Genomic DNA, 16,678 nt, shown 5'->3' on the forward strand with positions numbered 1-16,678 from the left:
CCCAGCGGCGCCCGGCCTCCTCCGACCTGGCTGCTCCTCCGAGCCGGCTACTCCTCCGAGCCGACTACTCCTTCGACCCCGGCTTCAGGCGGTTCGCGAGGCGCTTGATCGGGTGGGCGGGCTCGCGCTCCGCCGGATCCTCGACCTCGAGGCCGTAGAACGTGCCGATGTCGCCGACGAACGCCTTGCGGCGGGCCTTGTCGTAGGCGCGGATCTCGCGGCGGAAGGCGATCACCGTCGCGACGCACATCAGGATCATCACGACGCTGAACGGCAGGGCCGAGAGGATCGCGGCGGTCTGCAGGGCGTCGAGGCCGCCGGCGACCAGGAGCGACAGGGCGAGCAGAGCGGTCGCGACGGCGAAGAACACGCGGATGCGGTTGCGCGGCTCCGGCTCGCCGCCGGTCGCGATCATCGACATCACCAGCGCTCCGGAGTCAGCGGAGGTCACGAAGAAGACGCCGATCAGGAGGATCGCGCCGATCGTCAGCACCGAGCCCGCGGGCAGTCCCTGCAGCATCGAGAAGAGCGCCAGGTTGGTGTCGACCGAGCCGTCGGCGCCGACGAGGCCGCCGTCGCCGTAGAGCTCCCGGTAGATGGCCGTGCCGCCGAGGACGCTGAACCAGAGGAAGGTCATGATCGTCGGCACGAGCAGCACGCCGCCGACGAACTCGCGGACCGTCCGGCCCTTCGAGACGCGGGCGATGAAGATGCCGACGAACGGCGCCCACGACATCCACCAGCCCCAGTAGAACGTGGTCCACGAGGCCTGCCACTGCTCGCCCTCGCGGCCGGCGTAGGCGCTGACCGTGAAGGTCAGGCCGATGAAGTTCTGCAGGTAGTTGCCGAGCGACTGCACGAACTCGCGGAGGAGGAACTGGGTCGGGCCGGCGACGAGCACGAAGACGAGGAGCGCGGCGGCGAGCAGCAGGTTGCCGGTCGAGAGCCACTTCATGCCCTTGCCCACGCCCGAGATCAGCGAGAAGACGGTCAGGCCCGTGACCACGGCGATGACCACGATCTGCACGGTGAGCGACGACTCCACGATGCCGCTCGCCTCCAGTCCCGCTGAGATCTGGGTGACGCCCAGGCCGAGCGAGGTCGCGACTCCGAACATGGTGCCGACCAGGGCGACCACGTCGATCGCGTTGCCCCAGCCGCCGCGGACCCGGCGGCCCAGCAGCGGCTCCAGCGCCCAGCGGATCGACACCGGCCGCTTGCGGCGGTGGATCGCGTACGCGAGGGCGAGGCCGACCACCACGTAGATGGACCAGGCGTGGACGCCCCAGTGCAGGTAGGTCTGCGAGATGGCGCTCTGCGCGAGCTCCGTCTCGGTGCCGGTGACGCCCGGGCGCGGAGTGGCGAAGTGGGTGAGCGGCTCCGCGACGCCGTAGAAGACGAGGCCGATGCCCATGCCGGCGGCGAAGAGGAGCGAGATCCAGGCGAGCATCGAGAACTCGGGCTCGTCGTCGTCGGCGCCGAGCTTGATGTCGCCGAAGCGGCTGACCCCCATCCAGATGGCGAAGGCCACGAAGACCGCGGCGATCAGCACGTAGTACCAGCTGAACGTGTTGACGACGGTGGTCTGCAGCGTCGAGAACACGGAGGTCGCGGCGTCGGGCGCGAGGATCGCGAAGGCCGCGATCGACAGCGTGAGGACGGCGGCGGGCCAGAAGACCCACCGCGCGAGGCGGTGCGGAGGGGCGGTCGTGCCCGCGGTGGCGGGGGCGGTGTCCGGGGAGGACGGGTGCTCGGACATGGGGTCCTCTCGTCGGCGGCAACCGTCCACGGTACACGGGGGCCCGTCGGCGGCCCCGGCCGGGGGAGCCGGGCTGGCATGATCCGGCCCCGGTGCGGGAGGCTGGACCCGTGCAGTTCAGAGTCTTCACCGAACCCCAGCAGGGCGCGAGCTACGAGGACCTCCTCGCCGTCGCGCAGGCCGCCGAGAGCCTCGGCTACGACGGCTTCTTCCGCTCCGACCACTACCTCCGGATGGGGGACGGCGACCCCGGCGTGGGCCCGTCCGACGCGTGGACGACACTCGCCGGCCTCGCCCGCGAGACCGAGCGGATCGCGCTCGGCACCCTCGTCTCCTCCGTCACCTACCGGCCGCCGGGGATCCTCGCGATCCAGGTCGCCCAGGTCGACGCGATGTCCGGGGGCCGTGCCGAGCTCGGCCTCGGCACCGGCTGGTTCGAGCAGGAGCACGCCGCGTACGGCATCCCCTTCCCTCCGCGCCGCTTCGACCTCCTCGAGGAGCAGCTCGAGATCGTGACCGGCCTGTGGTCGACGCCGGTCGGCGAGCGCTACTCCTTCGCCGGCGAGCACTACACGCTGACCGACTCCCCGGCCCTGCCCAAGCCCGCCCGCCTGCCGCTGCCGGTGATCGTCGGCGGCGGCGGCCCCAAGCGGACCCCGGCGCTCGCGGCGCGGTTCGCGAGCGAGTTCAATCTGCCCTTCCCCGAGTTCGACGCGATCCCGGGGGCCTTCGAGCGCGTCGACGAGGCGTGCCGGGCGATCGGGCGCGAGCCCTCGTCGCTCGTGCACTCGGTCGCGCTGATCGCGGTCGGCGGAGGCGACGAGGCGGAGTTCACGCGCCGTGCCGCGGCGATCGGCCGCGAGCCCGCCGAGCTGCGCGAGCACGGAGTGGCCGGCGGCGTCGACGAGGCGGTCGACCGCCTCGAGTCCCTCCGCGAGGCCGGCTGCGAGCGCGTCTACCTGCAGTTCATGGACCTGCAGGACCTCGACCACCTCGACTTCTTCGCCCGGGAGGTCCTGCCGCGCCTGTCGGCCTAGGGCGGGCGCCGCTGCTGACTCTGCTCCGACCGTCCAGGAGTCGTCGCACTCGCGCTCGACTGCGACGACTCCTGGCTTCTCGCGATCTCGTCCTCGCGGCTCCGCGCCGAGTGCGACGACTCCTGGACACTCGCGGGCTGCGGGCGGCGCGCTCCGGGCCGCGCGCCCGGGCGTCCGCCCGCGCCGCGGCCTACGCTGGAGGGATGGCGGACACGATCGAGCGCGCGGACGAGCGCCTGGCGACCCGCTCGGCGGCCGAGGTCCCGTGGATCGTGCTGGTCTGGGACGATCCGGTCAACCTGATGTCGTACGTCTCGTACGTCTTCCGCAGCTACTTCGGCTTCGGCCGGGCCGAGGCGGAGCGACTGATGCTGCAAGTGCACACCGAGGGGCGCGCGGTCGTCGCGACCGGCAACCGCGAGGAGATGGAGCGGCACGTGGAGGCGATGCACGGCTACGGCCTGTGGGCGACGCTGCAGAAGGCCGACGCGTGAGCGCCCCGCTGCGCCCCGCGGCCGCGGAGACCGGAGAGCACCCCGCTCGCGGCATCCGAGGACTCGGCTGATGCGCGCGTTCCGTCGCGACTCCTCCGGAGCGGCCGTCGCCCGTTTCGACCGCGAGGAGGCCGGGATCCTCCGCCATCTGGCCGGCGAGATGCTCGAGCTGCTCGATCGCGGGGCGTCCTCGGAGGAGGCCCGCTCCGATCCGGCGCTCGCCCGCCTCCTGCCCGACGCCTACCGCGACGACGCCGAGGCGGCCGACGAGTTCCGCCGCTTCACCGCTCCGGACCTCGCCGCCCGCAAGATGGACGACGCCCGCGCCGTCACGGCGGCCCTCGACGCCGGCGACGGCACGAGTCACGGCCGGATCTTCGAGGGGCTGGGCGAGGTCGCGGTCCGTCTCGAGGAGCCGCAGGCGATCGCCTGGCTCCGCGCACTGACCGACATGCGGCTCGCTCTGGCCGTGCGGCTCGGCATCGACGACACAGACGACGTCGTCCCGGAGGAGGGGAGCGCGGCCGCGATCCGCAGCGTCTACGACTGGCTGGGCGGCGTGCAGGACGGACTCGTCCGCGCCGTCGACGTGTGATCCGCTCGTCCTTCTAGCGATTCCACAGCTGTGGACAACCCTGTGGAAAGGTGTGGAGAACCGGCTCCGGGAGCACCTCCGAACGGCGGAGCGCCGGGCGCGGGGGTGTGGAAACGCGTAGCGTCCACCCTGTGAACACTCCGAGCACCGCCGACGCCCAGCGCACCGCCGACGACATCCAGGACTCGCGGGCGGTGCGGACCCTCGCCCGCGGCGGCTTCGCGGCGAACGGCCTCGTCCACCTCCTGATCGGAGTGATCGCGCTCGGCGTGGCCCGCGGCGGCGGAGGCGAGGCCGACCAGAGCGGTGCTCTCGGCGCCCTCGCGGCGCAGCCCGGCGGTCTGGTGATCCTCTGGATCTGCACGGTCGGCCTCTTCGGCCTGGCGCTGTGGGGGCTGCTCGAGGCGTTCCTCGTCCGCCCGCGCGAGAGCGCCCTGAAGACCTGGGGCAGCCGGCTCAAGGAGGCGGGCAAGGCCGTCGTCTACGGCGCCCTCGGCGTGACGGCGCTGAAGTTCGCGACGGGCGGCGGGTCGAGCTCGTCCGAGTCGTCCGAGAGCGCGAGCGCGCAGGTGCTCTCGGCGCCGGGTGGAGTCGTGCTGCTCGTGATCGCGGGACTGGCCGTCCTCGCGGTCGGCGGCGTCTTCGTGTACCGCGGAGCGAGCAGGAAGTTCCTCGAGAACGTCGCGGAGCCGGGCGGCACGGCGGGCACCGTCGTCACCGTGCTCGGCGTCGCCGGCTACGTCGCCAAGGGCGTGGTCCTCGGCGCTCTCGGCGTGCTGCTGATCGTCGCCGCCGTCACCCACGATCCGGAGCAGGCGGGCGGGCTCGACGAGGCGCTGAAGTCGCTCGTGGAGCTGCCGGCGGGCGTGCTCCTCCTCGGCTTCGTCGCGGTCGGGCTCATCGCCTACGGGCTCTTCTGCTTCGCCCGCGCGCGCTGGCCGCGCCTCTGATGTCGGAGAGCGGATCCGCTCCATACCTGTCACCCCCCTTCCGCGCAACTGGTCCCGCCGTCACGGAGTCGGTGACACGCTGGGGCCTGTGAGTGCTGGAGGCGAGGACGCGACCGGTGGACGGGTGCGTCCGCCGCTGACGCAGGACGCCGCCCGTCTGCTGACCCGCTCCGCCACGGGGGACGCCTCCGCTCTGGGAGAGCTCGTCGACCGCTTCGGCGGCCTCGTCTCGGCGTGCGTCGGCACGGTCCAGGCCGACCCGGCCGGCCGCGACCGGCTCTGCACCGACGTCTTCACCGCCGTCTGGCGCCGCTCCCGCGAGGGTGCCCGCTCGCCGGAGCCCGTGCTCTGGGTGCTCGAGGTCCTCTGCGAGACCCTCGGGTCCGCGCACGAGCTCGCCCGGCGTCCGCTCGGCAGCGGCCTGCTCGCCCTCGACTGCCCGGACCGCGAGCTCCTGCTGCTGGCTGCGGCCGGCGGCTTCTCGCAGGCCGAGATCTCGGCGCTGACCGGGATCGACGAGTTCCGGCTGCGCTCGATCCTCCGGAACGCGCTCGAGGCGCTCCAGGGTCGCGACAGCGATCTTCTGACGGCCTGACCGCCGGAGCCGTCGCGGGAGTAAAGTTGAGTCCGTCGAACTCAACTTTCGAGCCACGGAGGAGACCACCATCATGCAGGCCGGTCGGATGCCCCAGCAGGACGAGAAGTCCGCACTCGAGCAGTACGGCGTCAACCTGACCGCCATCGCGGCGAGCGGCAAGCTCGACCCGGTGATCGGGAGGGACGCCGAGATCCGGCGCGTCAGCCAGGTGCTCACGCGCCGCACCAAGAACAACCCCGTCCTCATCGGCGAGCCCGGCGTCGGCAAGACCGCCGTCGTCGAGGGGCTCGCCCAGCGGATCGTCGCGGGCGACGTCGCCGAGAGCCTCAAGGGCAAGCAGCTCGTCAGCCTCGACCTCTCGGCCCTGATCGCCGGAGCGAAGTACCGCGGCGAGTTCGAGGAGCGGCTGAAGGCCGTGCTCCAGGAGATCGAGGAGTCCGACGGCCGGATCATCACCTTCATCGACGAGCTGCACACGCTGATGGGCGCGGGCGGCGGCGAGGGATCGGTGGCGGCCGCGAACATGCTCAAGCCCATGCTGGCGCGCGGCGAGCTGCGGATGATCGGCGCGACGACGCTCGACGAGTACCGCCAGTACATCGAGAAGGACGCCGCTCTCGAGCGCCGCTTCCAGCAGGTCTTCGTCGGCGAGCCGACCGTCGAGGACACCGTGGCGATCCTCCGCGGGCTGAAGGAGCGCTACGAGGCGCACCACAAGGTGGCGATCGCCGACTCCGCCCTGGTCGCCGCCGCGTCGCTCTCGAACCGCTACATCACCTCCCGCCAGCTGCCGGACAAGGCGATCGACCTGATCGACGAGGCCGCGTCGCGGCTGCGCATGGAGATCGACTCCGCTCCCGTCGAGATCGACGAGCTGCGCCGCTCCGTCGACCGGCTGAGGCTCGAGGAGCTGGCGCTGAAGAAGGAGAAGGACGAGGCCTCGAAGGCGCGGCTGGAGAAGCTGCGCGAGGACCTGGCCCGCCGCGGCGCCCAGCTCGAGGAGCTGCAGGAGCGCTGGGAGCGCGAGCGCGCCTCCCTCAACCGCGTCGGCGAGCTCAAGAACCGGCTCGACGCCCTGCGGATCTCCGCCGAGCGGGCGCAGCGCGAGGGCAAGCTCGAGCGCGCGTCGAAGCTGCTCTACGGCGACATCCCGGTGATCGAGCGCGAGCTCGCGGCCGCCGAGGCGGAGGAGGAGCCGGCCGAGGGCCGCATGGTCAACGAGCAGGTGACGGCCGACGACATCGCCGCGGTGATCGCCGCCTGGACGGGCATCCCCGTCGGGCGCCTCCTGCAGGGCGAGACCGAGAAGCTGCTGCACCTCGAGACCGAGCTGCACCGCCGACTGATCGGCCAGGACGAGGCGGTGTCGGCCGTCGCGGACGCGGTGCGCCGCACCCGCGCGGGCATCTCCGACCCCGACCGGCCGACCGGCTCCTTCCTCTTCCTCGGGCCGACCGGCGTCGGCAAGACCGAGCTGGCGAAGGCGCTCGCCGACCACCTCTTCGACGACGAGAAGGCGATGGTCCGCATCGACATGTCGGAGTACGGCGAGAAGTTCGCCGTCTCGCGGCTGGTCGGCGCCCCTCCCGGCTACATCGGCTACGAGCAGGGCGGCCAGCTCACGGAGGCGGTCCGCCGCCGCCCGTACTCGGTGGTGCTCCTCGACGAGATCGAGAAGGCGCACCCCGAGGTGTTCGACGTCCTGCTCCAGGTGCTCGACGACGGCCGGCTCACCGACGGCCAGGGGCGGACGGTCGACTTCCGCAACACGATCCTCATCCTCACCTCCAACCTGGGGTCGCAGTTCCTCGTGGACCCGGCGCTGTCGCGGCCGCAGAAGGAGGAGGCGGTCCAGCAGATGGTGCGCCAGGCCTTCAAGCCCGAGTTCGTGAACCGGCTCGACGACATCGTGATCTTCGACGCGCTCGACCGCACCGAGCTCGGCGAGATCGTGTCGCTGTACGTCGACCGGCTGTCGAGGAGGCTCTCGGAGCGACGGCTCGACCTGGCGGTGACGCCCGCGGCCCGCGGGTGGCTGGCCGAGCGCGGCTACGACCCGCAGTACGGCGCGCGGCCGCTGCGCCGGCTGATGCAGCGGGCGATCGACGACCAGCTGGCGACGGCGTTGCTCGGCGGCACGGCGCGCGACGGGGACGTGGTGCTGGTGGACGTGGCGCCGGACGGCGAGAGCCTGTCGGTGACGGCCGGGATGCCCGCGTCGGACTGACCGGGGTGCTCGACCCCTGTCGCGAGTCCGCAGAGGTCGCGGTGGTCGCGGTCGACGCCGACGTCTAGGGGGACGGGAAGGAGCGCGCCGGCGGTGACGGGAGGTCCCTCCACAGGGCGCTCGCGGGCGGTACTCGTCCACAGTGGCGGGATCCGCGGGCGGCGCGTCCGGCGGGCTCCGTAGCGTCGGCGGCATGTCCTTCGAAACGCCCGGCCCCCGGATGGCCGACCTCCCTCCCGAGGAGAGGCCGAGGGAGCGCCTCCGCGCCTACGGACCGGAGGCGCTCACCGACGCCGAGACCCTCGCCGTGCTCATCGGGGCCGGCGTCCGCGGCGCCAACGCGACCGTGGTCGCGCAGCGCCTCCTCGCGCGCTTCGGCGGCATCGACGCCGTCGCCCGGGCCGGGGTGGCCGATCTGATGCGGCACCGCGGAGTCGGCGAGGTCGCCGCCTGCCGCCTGGTCGCCTCCTTCGAGCTGCGGCGGAGGATGAACCGCGCCTCGCGCGCCGCCCGCGTGACCGACGCCGCCGGCCTGGCCGGGCTCGTCGCTCCGCTGCTGGCCGCCCGGCCGGTCGAGACCGTGCTGGCAGTGGCGCTCGCCGAGTCCGGAGCCGTCCGCGACGTCCTGACGCTGGCCGACGGAGCCCCGGCGCACGCCGAGATCCCCGTCGCCGCCGTGCTCGCCGAGGTGCTGGCGCGCGGCGCGGCGGGCATCGGCCTGGCGCACAGCCACGCGGGCGAGGCCGTGGTGCTCCCCTCCGACCGTGAGGCGACGCGGGCGATCGCCGACGGGGCAGAGGCGTGCGGCCTGCGGTTCCTCGCACACGTCGTGATCGGGCGCGACGGCTGGGCGGAGGCGCAGCCGTGACGCGGCGCAGGGCTGCTGCGAGGCTGCTCCGATCCGGCAGGACGCCTCCCGCCCCGCGCCGGACCGCCCCCGGCCGTGCCCCGGCTCTCCACCTGGGCCGCGTCGGCGCGCGTTCGTGCAAGCCCCCGCCTCTCCGGCGCCCGCGGCCGGTCGCGGGCGTACCGTGGACGCCGACCCCATCCCCCTCCCGACCAGGAGCACCCATGCGAGCAACACTCATCCACGGCGAGCGCGACATCCGACTCGAGGAGGTCCCCGACCCGCAGCTCTCGACGGGGCGCGACGCGATCGTCCGCGTCACCGCGGCCTGCGTCTGCGGCTCGGACCTGTGGCCCTACCGCGGCGTCACGCCCACCAAGGAGGCGCACCGCATCGGCCACGAGTTCGTCGGCGTCGTCGAGGAGATCGGCGACGACGTGCACGACGTCGCGGTCGGCGACTTCGTGATCGCTCCGTTCTACGTCTGCGACGGCACCTGCGCGAACTGCGCGAACGGCGTCTCCACCTCGTGCCTCACCGGCGGCTGGTGGGGCGCCGAGGTCCGCGAGGAGGGCTTCGCGGACGGCGCCCAGGGCGAGAAGGTGCGCGTGCCCCTCGCCGACGGCACGCTCTTCCGCGTGGGCATCGATCCGGACCCGGCGCTCATCCCCAGCCTGCTCACCCTCGCCGACGTGATGGGGACCGGCCACCACGCCGCGGTCTCGGCCGGCGTCACCGCTGGCTCGACCGTCGCGGTCGTCGGCGACGGCGCGGTCGGCCTCTGCGCCGTCCTGGCGGCCAAGCGCCTCGGCGCGACCACGATCATCGCGATGTCGCGGCACGAGTCGCGGCAGAACCTCGCCCGCCGCTTCGGGGCGACCCACATCGTCGAGACCCGCGGCGACGAGGGCGTCGCGCGCGTCCGCGAGCTGACCGGCGGGATCGGCGCCGACTGCGTGCTCGAATGCGTCGGCACCAAGGAGTCGATGCAGCAGGCCCTCGACTCCGCCCGCCCCGGCGGCATGGTCGGCTACGTCGGCGTCCCCAACGGAGGCCCCGAGCTGCCCGTCCGCCAGATGTTCGGCTCGAACGTGGGCGTCAACGGCGGAGTCGCGCCGGTCCGCGGCTACATGGCCGAGCTGCTGCCCGACGTGCTCAGCGGCGCGATCGAGCCCGGTCTGGTCTTCGACCTCGAGCTGCCCCTCGAGGAGATCGCCGAGGCGTACGCCGCCATGGACGAGCGCCGCGCGATCAAGACCCTCGTGCGTCCGTAGTCCCGCCGAGGGGCGCCGGCACGGTCGCGAGGAGTAGCCTCCCGCGCATGACCGCGTCAGCCCGCACCGCCGCGACGGCGCCCCTCTTCCACCCCGACCTCGCGCTCGGCCGCTTCCTCCCGCCGATCGTCCTCGGCCCGCGACTGCTGCGCCTCGCCACGCGACGCGCCGCCGAGGGAGGCGAGGCTCCGCCCGACATCGTGGTCGACGACGTCGAGATCCCCGTCGCCGGAGCCGCTCCCGTCCGGGCCCGCAGCTACCGGCCGCGCATCCTCCGCGGTACCGCTCCCGCGCTCCTCTGGGTGCACGGCGGCGGCATGGTGCTCGGCAGCCACCTCCAGGACGAGGCGTCCTGCATCGACTTCGCCCGCACCCTGGGCATCACGGTCGTCTCCGTCGACTACCGCCTCGCGCCCGCGCATCCGGCCCCGGCTGCCGTCGAGGACGTGCTGGCCGCGTTCGACTGGCTCGTCGAGCACGCGCAGGAGCGCGGCGTCGACCCGGCGCGCATCGCCGTCGGAGGCGCGAGCGCGGGCGGCGGCATCGCCGCGGGTGCGACCCTCCTCGCCCACGACCGCGGAGGAGCGCAGCCCGCGTTCCAGCTGCTCGTCTACCCGATGCTCGACGACCGCACCGTCACCCGGCCCGGTCCTCCTCCGCGCGGAGTCCGCGTCTGGACCCCGGGCAGCAACCGCTTCGGCTGGACCGCCTACCTCGCCGGCGAGCCCGGCGGCCCCGGCGTCACGGCGTACGCCGCCCCCGCCCGCCGCGACGACCTCACGGGCCTCCCGCCGGCCTGGATCGGCGTCGGCGGCCTCGACCTCTTCCACGGCGAGGACGTCCGCTACGCCGAGCGCCTGCGCGCGGCCGGAGTGCCGTGCGGGCTCGAGATCGTGGAGGGCGCCTTCCACGGCTTCGACGCCCTGTTCCGCCGGACCGGTGTGGCGAAGCGCTTCTGGGCGGCGCAGGCCGCGGCGCTCGGCGAGGCCCTCGTCGCCTGACCTCCGCGTCGACGCGCCGGGCCGATTCCGTCTCCGGCGCTCGGCACTGCGAGGCTGAGGGGCGACGGCCGCCGCCCGCGCGTCACCCGTGCCGTGCCTGCCGCGCATCCGTCTCCGCCCGCCGCCCCGCCCCGCCCCGTCTCCCGGAGGACCCATGGACATCGACCGCCTCGCCACCCGCTACGAGATCGCCCTGCCCGCCTGGATCGGTGACGCCCTCCGCGACGTCCCCGAGGTCCTCCCGAGCCTCGAGGACCGGATGGCCCTCGTGCACGCGCTCGCCGACCGCAACTTCCGCGAGGGGAACGGCGGCCCGTTCGCGGCGATCGTCGTCGAGCGCGACTCCGGTCGTCTCGTCTCGGTCGGAGTGAACGTCGTCCTCGGCAGCGGGGTCTCGTCCGGCCACGCCGAGGTGACGGCGCTCGGTCTCGCGCAGACCGCGCTCGGCACCTGGGACCTCGGCGGCGAGGGCCTCCCCGCGCACGACCTGGTCGTCAACTGGCGCCCGTGCGTGCAGTGCTACGGAGCGACGATGTGGTCGGGGGTGCGCCGCCTGGTCGTCGCGGGCTCCGGCCCCGAGCTCGAGGAGATCAGCACCTTCGACGAGGGGCCGATGCGCGAGGACTGGGCCGCCCAGTTCGAGGCCCGCGGGATCGAGGTCGTCGACGGCGTGCTCCGCGACGAGGCCCTCGACGTGTTCCGCGCCTACCGCGCCTCCGTCGACTCCGGCGAGGTGCTCGTCTACAACGCCCGCGCCGACTCCTGATACCGCGGCGGGTCCGGACCGCGCGGCGGTTCCGCGCAGGACGCAGGGGAGCCCCGCCTCAGCGGGGCCCCGTGCGGTCCTGAGCTGCCGGCCGCTGGAAGCGGTCAGCAGCGGCTCAGCGCCACCAGTCGTCGAACATCGACAGCGGCACCTGGCGCTTGTGCTCGGTCGCGGCGTACCGCGCCTCGATGGCCTCGGCGACGGCCCGGTCGACCTCGCCGCCCTCGAGGTACGTGTCGAGGTCGGCGTAGGTGAGCCCGAGGTTCGTCTCGTCGGTCTGGCCGGGGTTGTCGTCGAGCAGGTCCGCCGTCGGCGCCTTCTCGTAGAGCCGGGCCGGTGCGTCCAGGTGCTCGAGGAGCGAGCGCCCCTGCCGCTTGGTGAGACCGGTGAGCGGGAGGACGTCGGCGCCGCCGTCGCCGTACTTCGTGAAGAAGCCGGTGACCGCCTCGGCCGCGTGGTCGGTCCCGACGACGAGCATCCCGGCCTGGCCGGCGATCGCGTACTGCGCGATCATCCGCATCCGCGCCTTCACGTTGCCCTTCACGAAGTCGCTGATCGGCTCGTCGACCGCGTCGCCGAATGCTGCGGCCACGCCGTCGACGCCCTGGTGGATGTCGAAGACGACCTGGCGGTCCGGGCGGATGAACGTGAGGGCGAGCTGGGCGTCCTCCTCGTCGGCCTGCACCTTGTACGGCAGGCGGACCGCGATGAAGGAGGCGTCGCCGCCGCTCGCGCGGACCTGCTCGACCGCGAGCTGGCAGAGGCGCCCGGCGAGGCTCGAGTCCTGGCCGCCGCTGATGCCGAGGACGAGGCCCTTCGCGCCGGTGCTGCGGAGGTAGTCGGCGAGGAAGCCGCTGCGCCGTTCGACTTCGACGGCCGGATCGACGGCGGGGGAGACGTGGAGCTCGGAGATGATCTGCTGTTGGACGTCGCGCACGGCTTCACGCTACTCCGGATGTTCCCCGGCGGCCCCTCCTCGCCGCGGACGCGCAGGCTCCCGACGCCTCCCCGAAACAGGGTCCGCCCGCCGCGTCCGACTGGCGCGGCGCCTACCCGCGCTCGGCGACGATGCGGGCGATGCGCGCCGGGACGGTGTCGTCCTGCAGGCTCGTCACGTCTCCGAGCGGGCGGCCGTCGCGGATGTCGCCGAGCAGCCGCCGCATGATCTTGCCGGAGCGGGTCTTGGGCAGATCCGGCACCACCACCACGTCGCGCGGCTTGGCGATCGGCCCGATCGCGACCGCCACGTGGTCGCGCAGGAGCGCCGAGAGCGTCGCGCCGAGCGCGGCCCAGTAGGCGGGGTCCTCCTCGGCGCGGTCGACGGCCTCGTCGGAGGGGATGACGAACGCCGCGATCGCCTGGCCGGTCGTCGCGTCGGCGACTCCGACGACTCCGGCCTCGCCGACGGCCGGATGGGCGACGAGGGCCGACTCGATCTCGATCGTGGACAGGCGGTGCCCGGAGACGTTGATGACGTCGTCGACGCGGCCGAGCACCCAGACGTCGCCGTCGGCGTCGTACTTCGCGCCGTCCCCGGAGAAGAACCACCCCTGGGACGCGTAGCGGGCCCAGTAGGAGTCGCGGTACCGCTCCGGGTCGCCCCACACGGTGCGGGCGAGCGCCGGCCCTGTCCGGTCGACCACGAGGTACCCGCCGGAGCCGTTCGGCACCCGCTCGCCGTGCTCGTCCACCACGAGTACGCCGAGCCCGGGCAGTGCTCCGAGCGACGAGCCCGGCTTGAGGGTCGAGACGCCCGGCAGCGGGCACATCACCGCAGCGCCGGTCTCGGACTGCCACCAGGTGTCGACGATCGGGCAGCGCCCGCCGCCGATCGCCTCGTGGAACCAGACCCAGGCCTCGGGGTTGATGGACTCGCCGACGGTGCCGAGCAGGCGCAGGCTCGACAGGTCGTACCGGTCGGGCACGCCCTCGGGGAACCAGGTCATCAGCGTCCGGATCAGCGTCGGCGCCGTGTAGTAGACGGTCACCCCGTACCGCTCGATGATCTCGAAGTGCCGGGCCGTGTGCGGGGTGCTCGGGGTGCCCTCGTAGATCACCTGGGTGAGCCCGTTCGAGAGCGGTCCGTAGATCTCGTAGGTGTGCGCGGTGACCCAGGCGAGGTCGGCGGTGCACCAGTGCACGTCGTCCGGCTTCGCGTCGAACACGGCCCAGTGCGTCCAGGAGGCCTGCGTGAGGTAGCCGCCGCTGGTGTGCACCAGCCCCTTGGGCTTCCCGGTCGTGCCGGAGGTGTAGATGATGAACAGCGGCGTCTCGGAGTCGAAGGCCTCGGCCTCGTGGACGTCGCTCTGCGCATCGACCAGCTCGTGCCACCAGACGTCGCGGCCCGGGGTCCACGGGACGTCGGTCTCACCGGTGCGGCGGACGACGAGGACGTGCTCGATCGACGCGACGCCCTCGACCGCCCGGTCGGCGCTCGCCTTGACCGGCACCGCCGCTCCGCGCCGGAACTGCCCGTCCGTGGTGACCAGGAGCTTCGCGCCGGTGTCCTCCACGCGGAACCGCACCGCCTCGGCGGAGAAGCCGCCGAAGACGAGCGAGTGGATCGCGCCGATCCGCGCGATCGCGAGCGTGATGACGATGGTCTCGGGGATCACCGGGAGATAGACGACGACGCGGTCGCCCTTCCCGATCCCGAGCGCGGTCAGCGCGTTCGCGGCGCGGGAGACCTCGCGCTGGAGCTCGGCGTAGGTGATCGACCGCCGGTCGCCGCGCTCGCCCTCGAAGTGGAGGGCGGTCTTCCCGCCGCGTCCCGCGTCCACGTGGCGGTCGACGCAGTTGACGGCCACGTTCAGCCGTCCACCCTCGAACCAGGTCGTGCGCGGCACCGAGAGCGAGCCGTCGGGCAGCGGAGCGGCAGGCTCCCAGCTGTGGGCGGTGTGCCACGGCTCCGCCCACTCGAGGCGGCGGGCTGCCTCCTCCCAGAACGCGACCGGATCGGCGGCGGCTCGCGAGTACTCCTCCGCGCCCGCGTTCGCCTGCGCGGCGAAGGCCGCGGGCGGGGGGAACCGGCGGTGCTCGTCGAGCAGGTTGGCGATCGTCCCGCTCACGCTCGGAGCTCCCTCCCCGGCGCTCACGCCCACTTCCTCACGGCGTAGCGCTGGAACACGCCGACGACGGCATCGGTGAGCTTGCCCAGCACGGCCAGCAGGACGATCGCCAGGAACACCCGGTCGATCCGGCCGTTGTTCTGGCTGTCGATGAGGCGGAAGCCGAGGCCCATCGAGGAGGCGATGAGCTCGGAGGCGACCAGGAACAGCCACGACTGGGCGAGCGCGAGGCGCAGCCCGGAGATCACGGACGGGATCACCGCGGGCAGCTGCACCGTCGTGAAGAGCCGGACGCCCGAGAGGCCGAAAGCGCGGCCCGCCTCGACGAGGTGCCGGTCGACGTGGCCGAGCGCCGTGGCCACCGTGGTGAAGACCGGGAAGAACGCGCCGATCGTGATCAGCGTGATCTTCGACTCCTCGCCGATGCCCATCCAGAGCAGCAGCAGCGGGACCCAGGCCAGCGACGGGACCGCCCGGATCGCGCCGAGGGTCGGTCCGAGGACGACCTCCCAGACGCGGGAGAGCCCGAAGAGCGCGCCGACCACGAGCCCGAGCGCCGAGCCGAGCGCGAACCCGATGAGCACGCGCTGCGTCGAGATGGCGACGTCCTGGCCGAGGTCGCCGCGCTGGGCGAGGTCGACGCCGGCCGCCCAGACCATCGCGGGCGAGGGGAAGACCGCCACCGAGACCATCCCGGTCGTCGTCGCGATCTGCCAGGCGGCGAGCAGCAGCACGGGCAGGACCGCGCCTCCCGCGACGACGAACCACCGTCGCGATGTGAGCGGGTGGGTGCGGTCCTCGCGGAGGCGGCGCTGGGAGGCCGCGACCGATGGGCCCGCCGTCACGAGTCCGGGCTCACCCGGCATCGGCGCGGACAGCGCGCTCCGCCGCAGCACATCGGCGTCGGTCGCGGTGTCGTCGTCGCGGATCGTCATCGTCGGTCTCCTCGGATCACGGGTTCGGGGGCGGAGGGCCGGACCCTCAGGCGCCGATGGCGCTCGGGTCGGCCGCCGAGGCGTAGGTGTCGTCGAGCAGCGAGTCGAGCGCGTCGTCGACCTGCTGCTGCGAGGCGACGTCGCCGTTCTCGACGAAGATCGGGCCGATCACGGCGAGCACGTCGGTCTGCGCGGAGCCGGGGACGTTGTCGACGTCGAGGTTGCTGCGCTCGGTGATGACCGTCGTCGCCACCGCCACGTCGAGGCCGGCGACGGAGGCGAGGATGCTCGCCGTCTCGTCCTGGTTCTCGAGTGCCCAGGCGCGGGCGTGCTCGTACGCGTTCACGACGGTCTGCGCGAGGTCCGGCTTCTCGGCGAGGAAGCTCTCGGTCGCGTTGAGCAGACCGTAGGAGTTGAAGTCGACGTTGCGGTAGAGCAGGGTCGCCCCGGCCGCCTCGGCGCCGGCCATGATCGGGTCCAGGCCCGCCCAGGCGTCGACGGAGCCGTTCTGCAGCGCCGCCCAGCCGTCGGCGTGCTGCAGGTTCTGCACCGTCACGTCGCCGATGCCCAGCCCGGCGGCCTCGAGCGCCTGCACCAGGAAGAAGTAGGGGTCGGTGCCCTTGGTGGCCGCGATCTGCTTGCCCTTGAGCTGCTCGACCGACGTGATCGCCGAGCCGGCGGGGACGACGAGGGCCGACCACTCCGGCTGCGAGAAGATGTCGATCGTCCTGATCGGCGAGCCGTTCGAGCGGGCGAGCAGTGCGGCCGAGCCGGCGGTGGAGCCGACGTCGATCGCTCCGGCGCGCAGGGCCTCGTTGGCCTTGTTGGAGCCGGCCGACTGCACCCAGGCGACGGTGACCTGCTGCTCGGCGAGGGCGGCCTCGAGCCAGCCCTTCTCCTTGATGACCAGGCTCAGCGGGTTGTACGTCGCGAAGTCGAGCGTGAGCGTGCCGCCCTGAGTTCCTCCGGAGGCGGCGTCGGCGGTCGCGGCCGCCGCTCCTCCTCCGCCCTCGCCCTGCACGCAGCCCGCGAGGAGCGGGACGGCGGCGGCGGTGAGCAGACCGGCGAGAGCGGTGCGGCGGGTGAGCGGGGAGCTGGTGAACGACATGGGGGCCTCGGCTTCGGGG

The 16,678-nt window shown here is 73.3% G+C and carries 15 protein-coding genes; 10 read left to right on the forward strand and 5 right to left on the reverse strand.

Annotated features, from left to right (window positions below):
* Positions 1-64: 64 nt before the first annotated feature.
* Positions 65-1,759 (reverse strand): BCCT family transporter, encoded by a 1,695-nt coding sequence (locus C5C39_RS07275; RefSeq protein WP_104350288.1) that lies wholly within the window; start codon positions 1,757-1,759, stop codon positions 65-67.
* Positions 1,760-1,869: 110 nt separating this feature from the next.
* Between C5C39_RS07275 and C5C39_RS07280 the strand changes: the two genes are divergently transcribed.
* From C5C39_RS07280 to C5C39_RS07325, 10 genes are all read left to right on the forward strand, one after another.
* Positions 1,870-2,796: an LLM class F420-dependent oxidoreductase gene (locus tag C5C39_RS07280; protein ID WP_104222830.1), complete on the forward strand. Its 927-nt coding sequence runs from the start codon at positions 1,870-1,872 to the stop codon at positions 2,794-2,796.
* 203 nt (positions 2,797-2,999) lie between these two features.
* Entirely contained in the window at positions 3,000-3,290 is a 291-nt protein-coding gene (clpS, locus tag C5C39_RS07285; protein WP_104222829.1) for an ATP-dependent Clp protease adapter ClpS, read from the forward strand.
* A 70-nt stretch (positions 3,291-3,360) separates the two neighbouring features.
* A complete protein-coding gene (locus C5C39_RS07290; protein ID WP_104225742.1) occupies positions 3,361-3,885 on the forward strand; it encodes a DUF2017 domain-containing protein in 525 nt (174 codons plus the stop codon).
* Positions 3,886-4,016: 131 nt separating this feature from the next.
* Complete coding sequence (locus tag C5C39_RS07295) at positions 4,017-4,835, forward strand: DUF1206 domain-containing protein (protein WP_104225741.1); 819 nt, start codon at positions 4,017-4,019, stop codon at positions 4,833-4,835.
* Between the two features lie 88 nt (positions 4,836-4,923).
* Positions 4,924-5,430 (forward strand): RNA polymerase sigma factor, encoded by a 507-nt coding sequence (locus C5C39_RS07300; protein WP_146083900.1) that lies wholly within the window; start codon positions 4,924-4,926, stop codon positions 5,428-5,430.
* 88 nt (positions 5,431-5,518) lie between these two features.
* Positions 5,519-7,660: an ATP-dependent Clp protease ATP-binding subunit gene (locus tag C5C39_RS07305; RefSeq protein ID WP_374953677.1), complete on the forward strand. Its 2,142-nt coding sequence runs from the start codon at positions 5,519-5,521 to the stop codon at positions 7,658-7,660.
* Between the two features lie 193 nt (positions 7,661-7,853).
* Positions 7,854-8,528, forward strand: a complete 675-nt coding sequence (locus tag C5C39_RS07310) for a RadC family protein (protein WP_104353034.1) — start codon at positions 7,854-7,856, stop codon at positions 8,526-8,528.
* A gap of 203 nt (positions 8,529-8,731) precedes the next feature.
* The gene (locus C5C39_RS07315; protein ID WP_104222823.1) at positions 8,732-9,781 is read left to right on the forward strand and encodes a zinc-dependent alcohol dehydrogenase family protein; all 1,050 of its coding nucleotides are present in this window, start codon (positions 8,732-8,734) and stop codon (positions 9,779-9,781) included.
* Between the two features lie 47 nt (positions 9,782-9,828).
* Positions 9,829-10,782 (forward strand): alpha/beta hydrolase fold domain-containing protein, encoded by a 954-nt coding sequence (locus C5C39_RS07320; protein ID WP_104353035.1) that lies wholly within the window; start codon positions 9,829-9,831, stop codon positions 10,780-10,782.
* 154 nt (positions 10,783-10,936) lie between these two features.
* Positions 10,937-11,548: a nucleoside deaminase gene (locus C5C39_RS07325; protein ID WP_181027247.1), complete on the forward strand. Its 612-nt coding sequence runs from the start codon at positions 10,937-10,939 to the stop codon at positions 11,546-11,548.
* A gap of 115 nt (positions 11,549-11,663) precedes the next feature.
* Here C5C39_RS07325 and nadE read toward each other — a convergent pair whose 3' ends face one another.
* The 4 genes from nadE to C5C39_RS07345 all read right to left on the reverse strand — a co-directional run bounded on the left by nadE (position 11,664) and on the right by C5C39_RS07345 (position 16,659).
* Positions 11,664-12,485: an ammonia-dependent NAD(+) synthetase gene (nadE, locus tag C5C39_RS07330; RefSeq protein WP_104222821.1), complete on the reverse strand. Its 822-nt coding sequence runs from the start codon at positions 12,483-12,485 to the stop codon at positions 11,664-11,666.
* A 112-nt stretch (positions 12,486-12,597) separates the two neighbouring features.
* Positions 12,598-14,616, reverse strand: coding sequence for an acetate--CoA ligase (gene acs / locus C5C39_RS07335; RefSeq protein ID WP_104353072.1), 2,019 nt, complete (start codon positions 14,614-14,616; stop codon positions 12,598-12,600).
* A gap of 23 nt (positions 14,617-14,639) precedes the next feature.
* Complete coding sequence (locus C5C39_RS07340) at positions 14,640-15,482, reverse strand: ABC transporter permease (RefSeq protein ID WP_104353073.1); 843 nt, start codon at positions 15,480-15,482, stop codon at positions 14,640-14,642.
* A gap of 115 nt (positions 15,483-15,597) precedes the next feature.
* Positions 15,598-16,659 carry an aliphatic sulfonate ABC transporter substrate-binding protein gene (locus C5C39_RS07345; protein WP_104250694.1) on the reverse strand — a complete coding sequence of 354 codons (1,062 nt, stop codon included), beginning with the start codon at positions 16,657-16,659 and terminating at the stop codon, positions 15,598-15,600.
* Positions 16,660-16,678: the final 19 nt, after the last annotated feature.

The organism is Rathayibacter sp. AY1F3 (assembly GCF_002931975.1).
Classification (GTDB): Bacteria; Actinomycetota; Actinomycetes; order Actinomycetales; family Microbacteriaceae; genus Rathayibacter.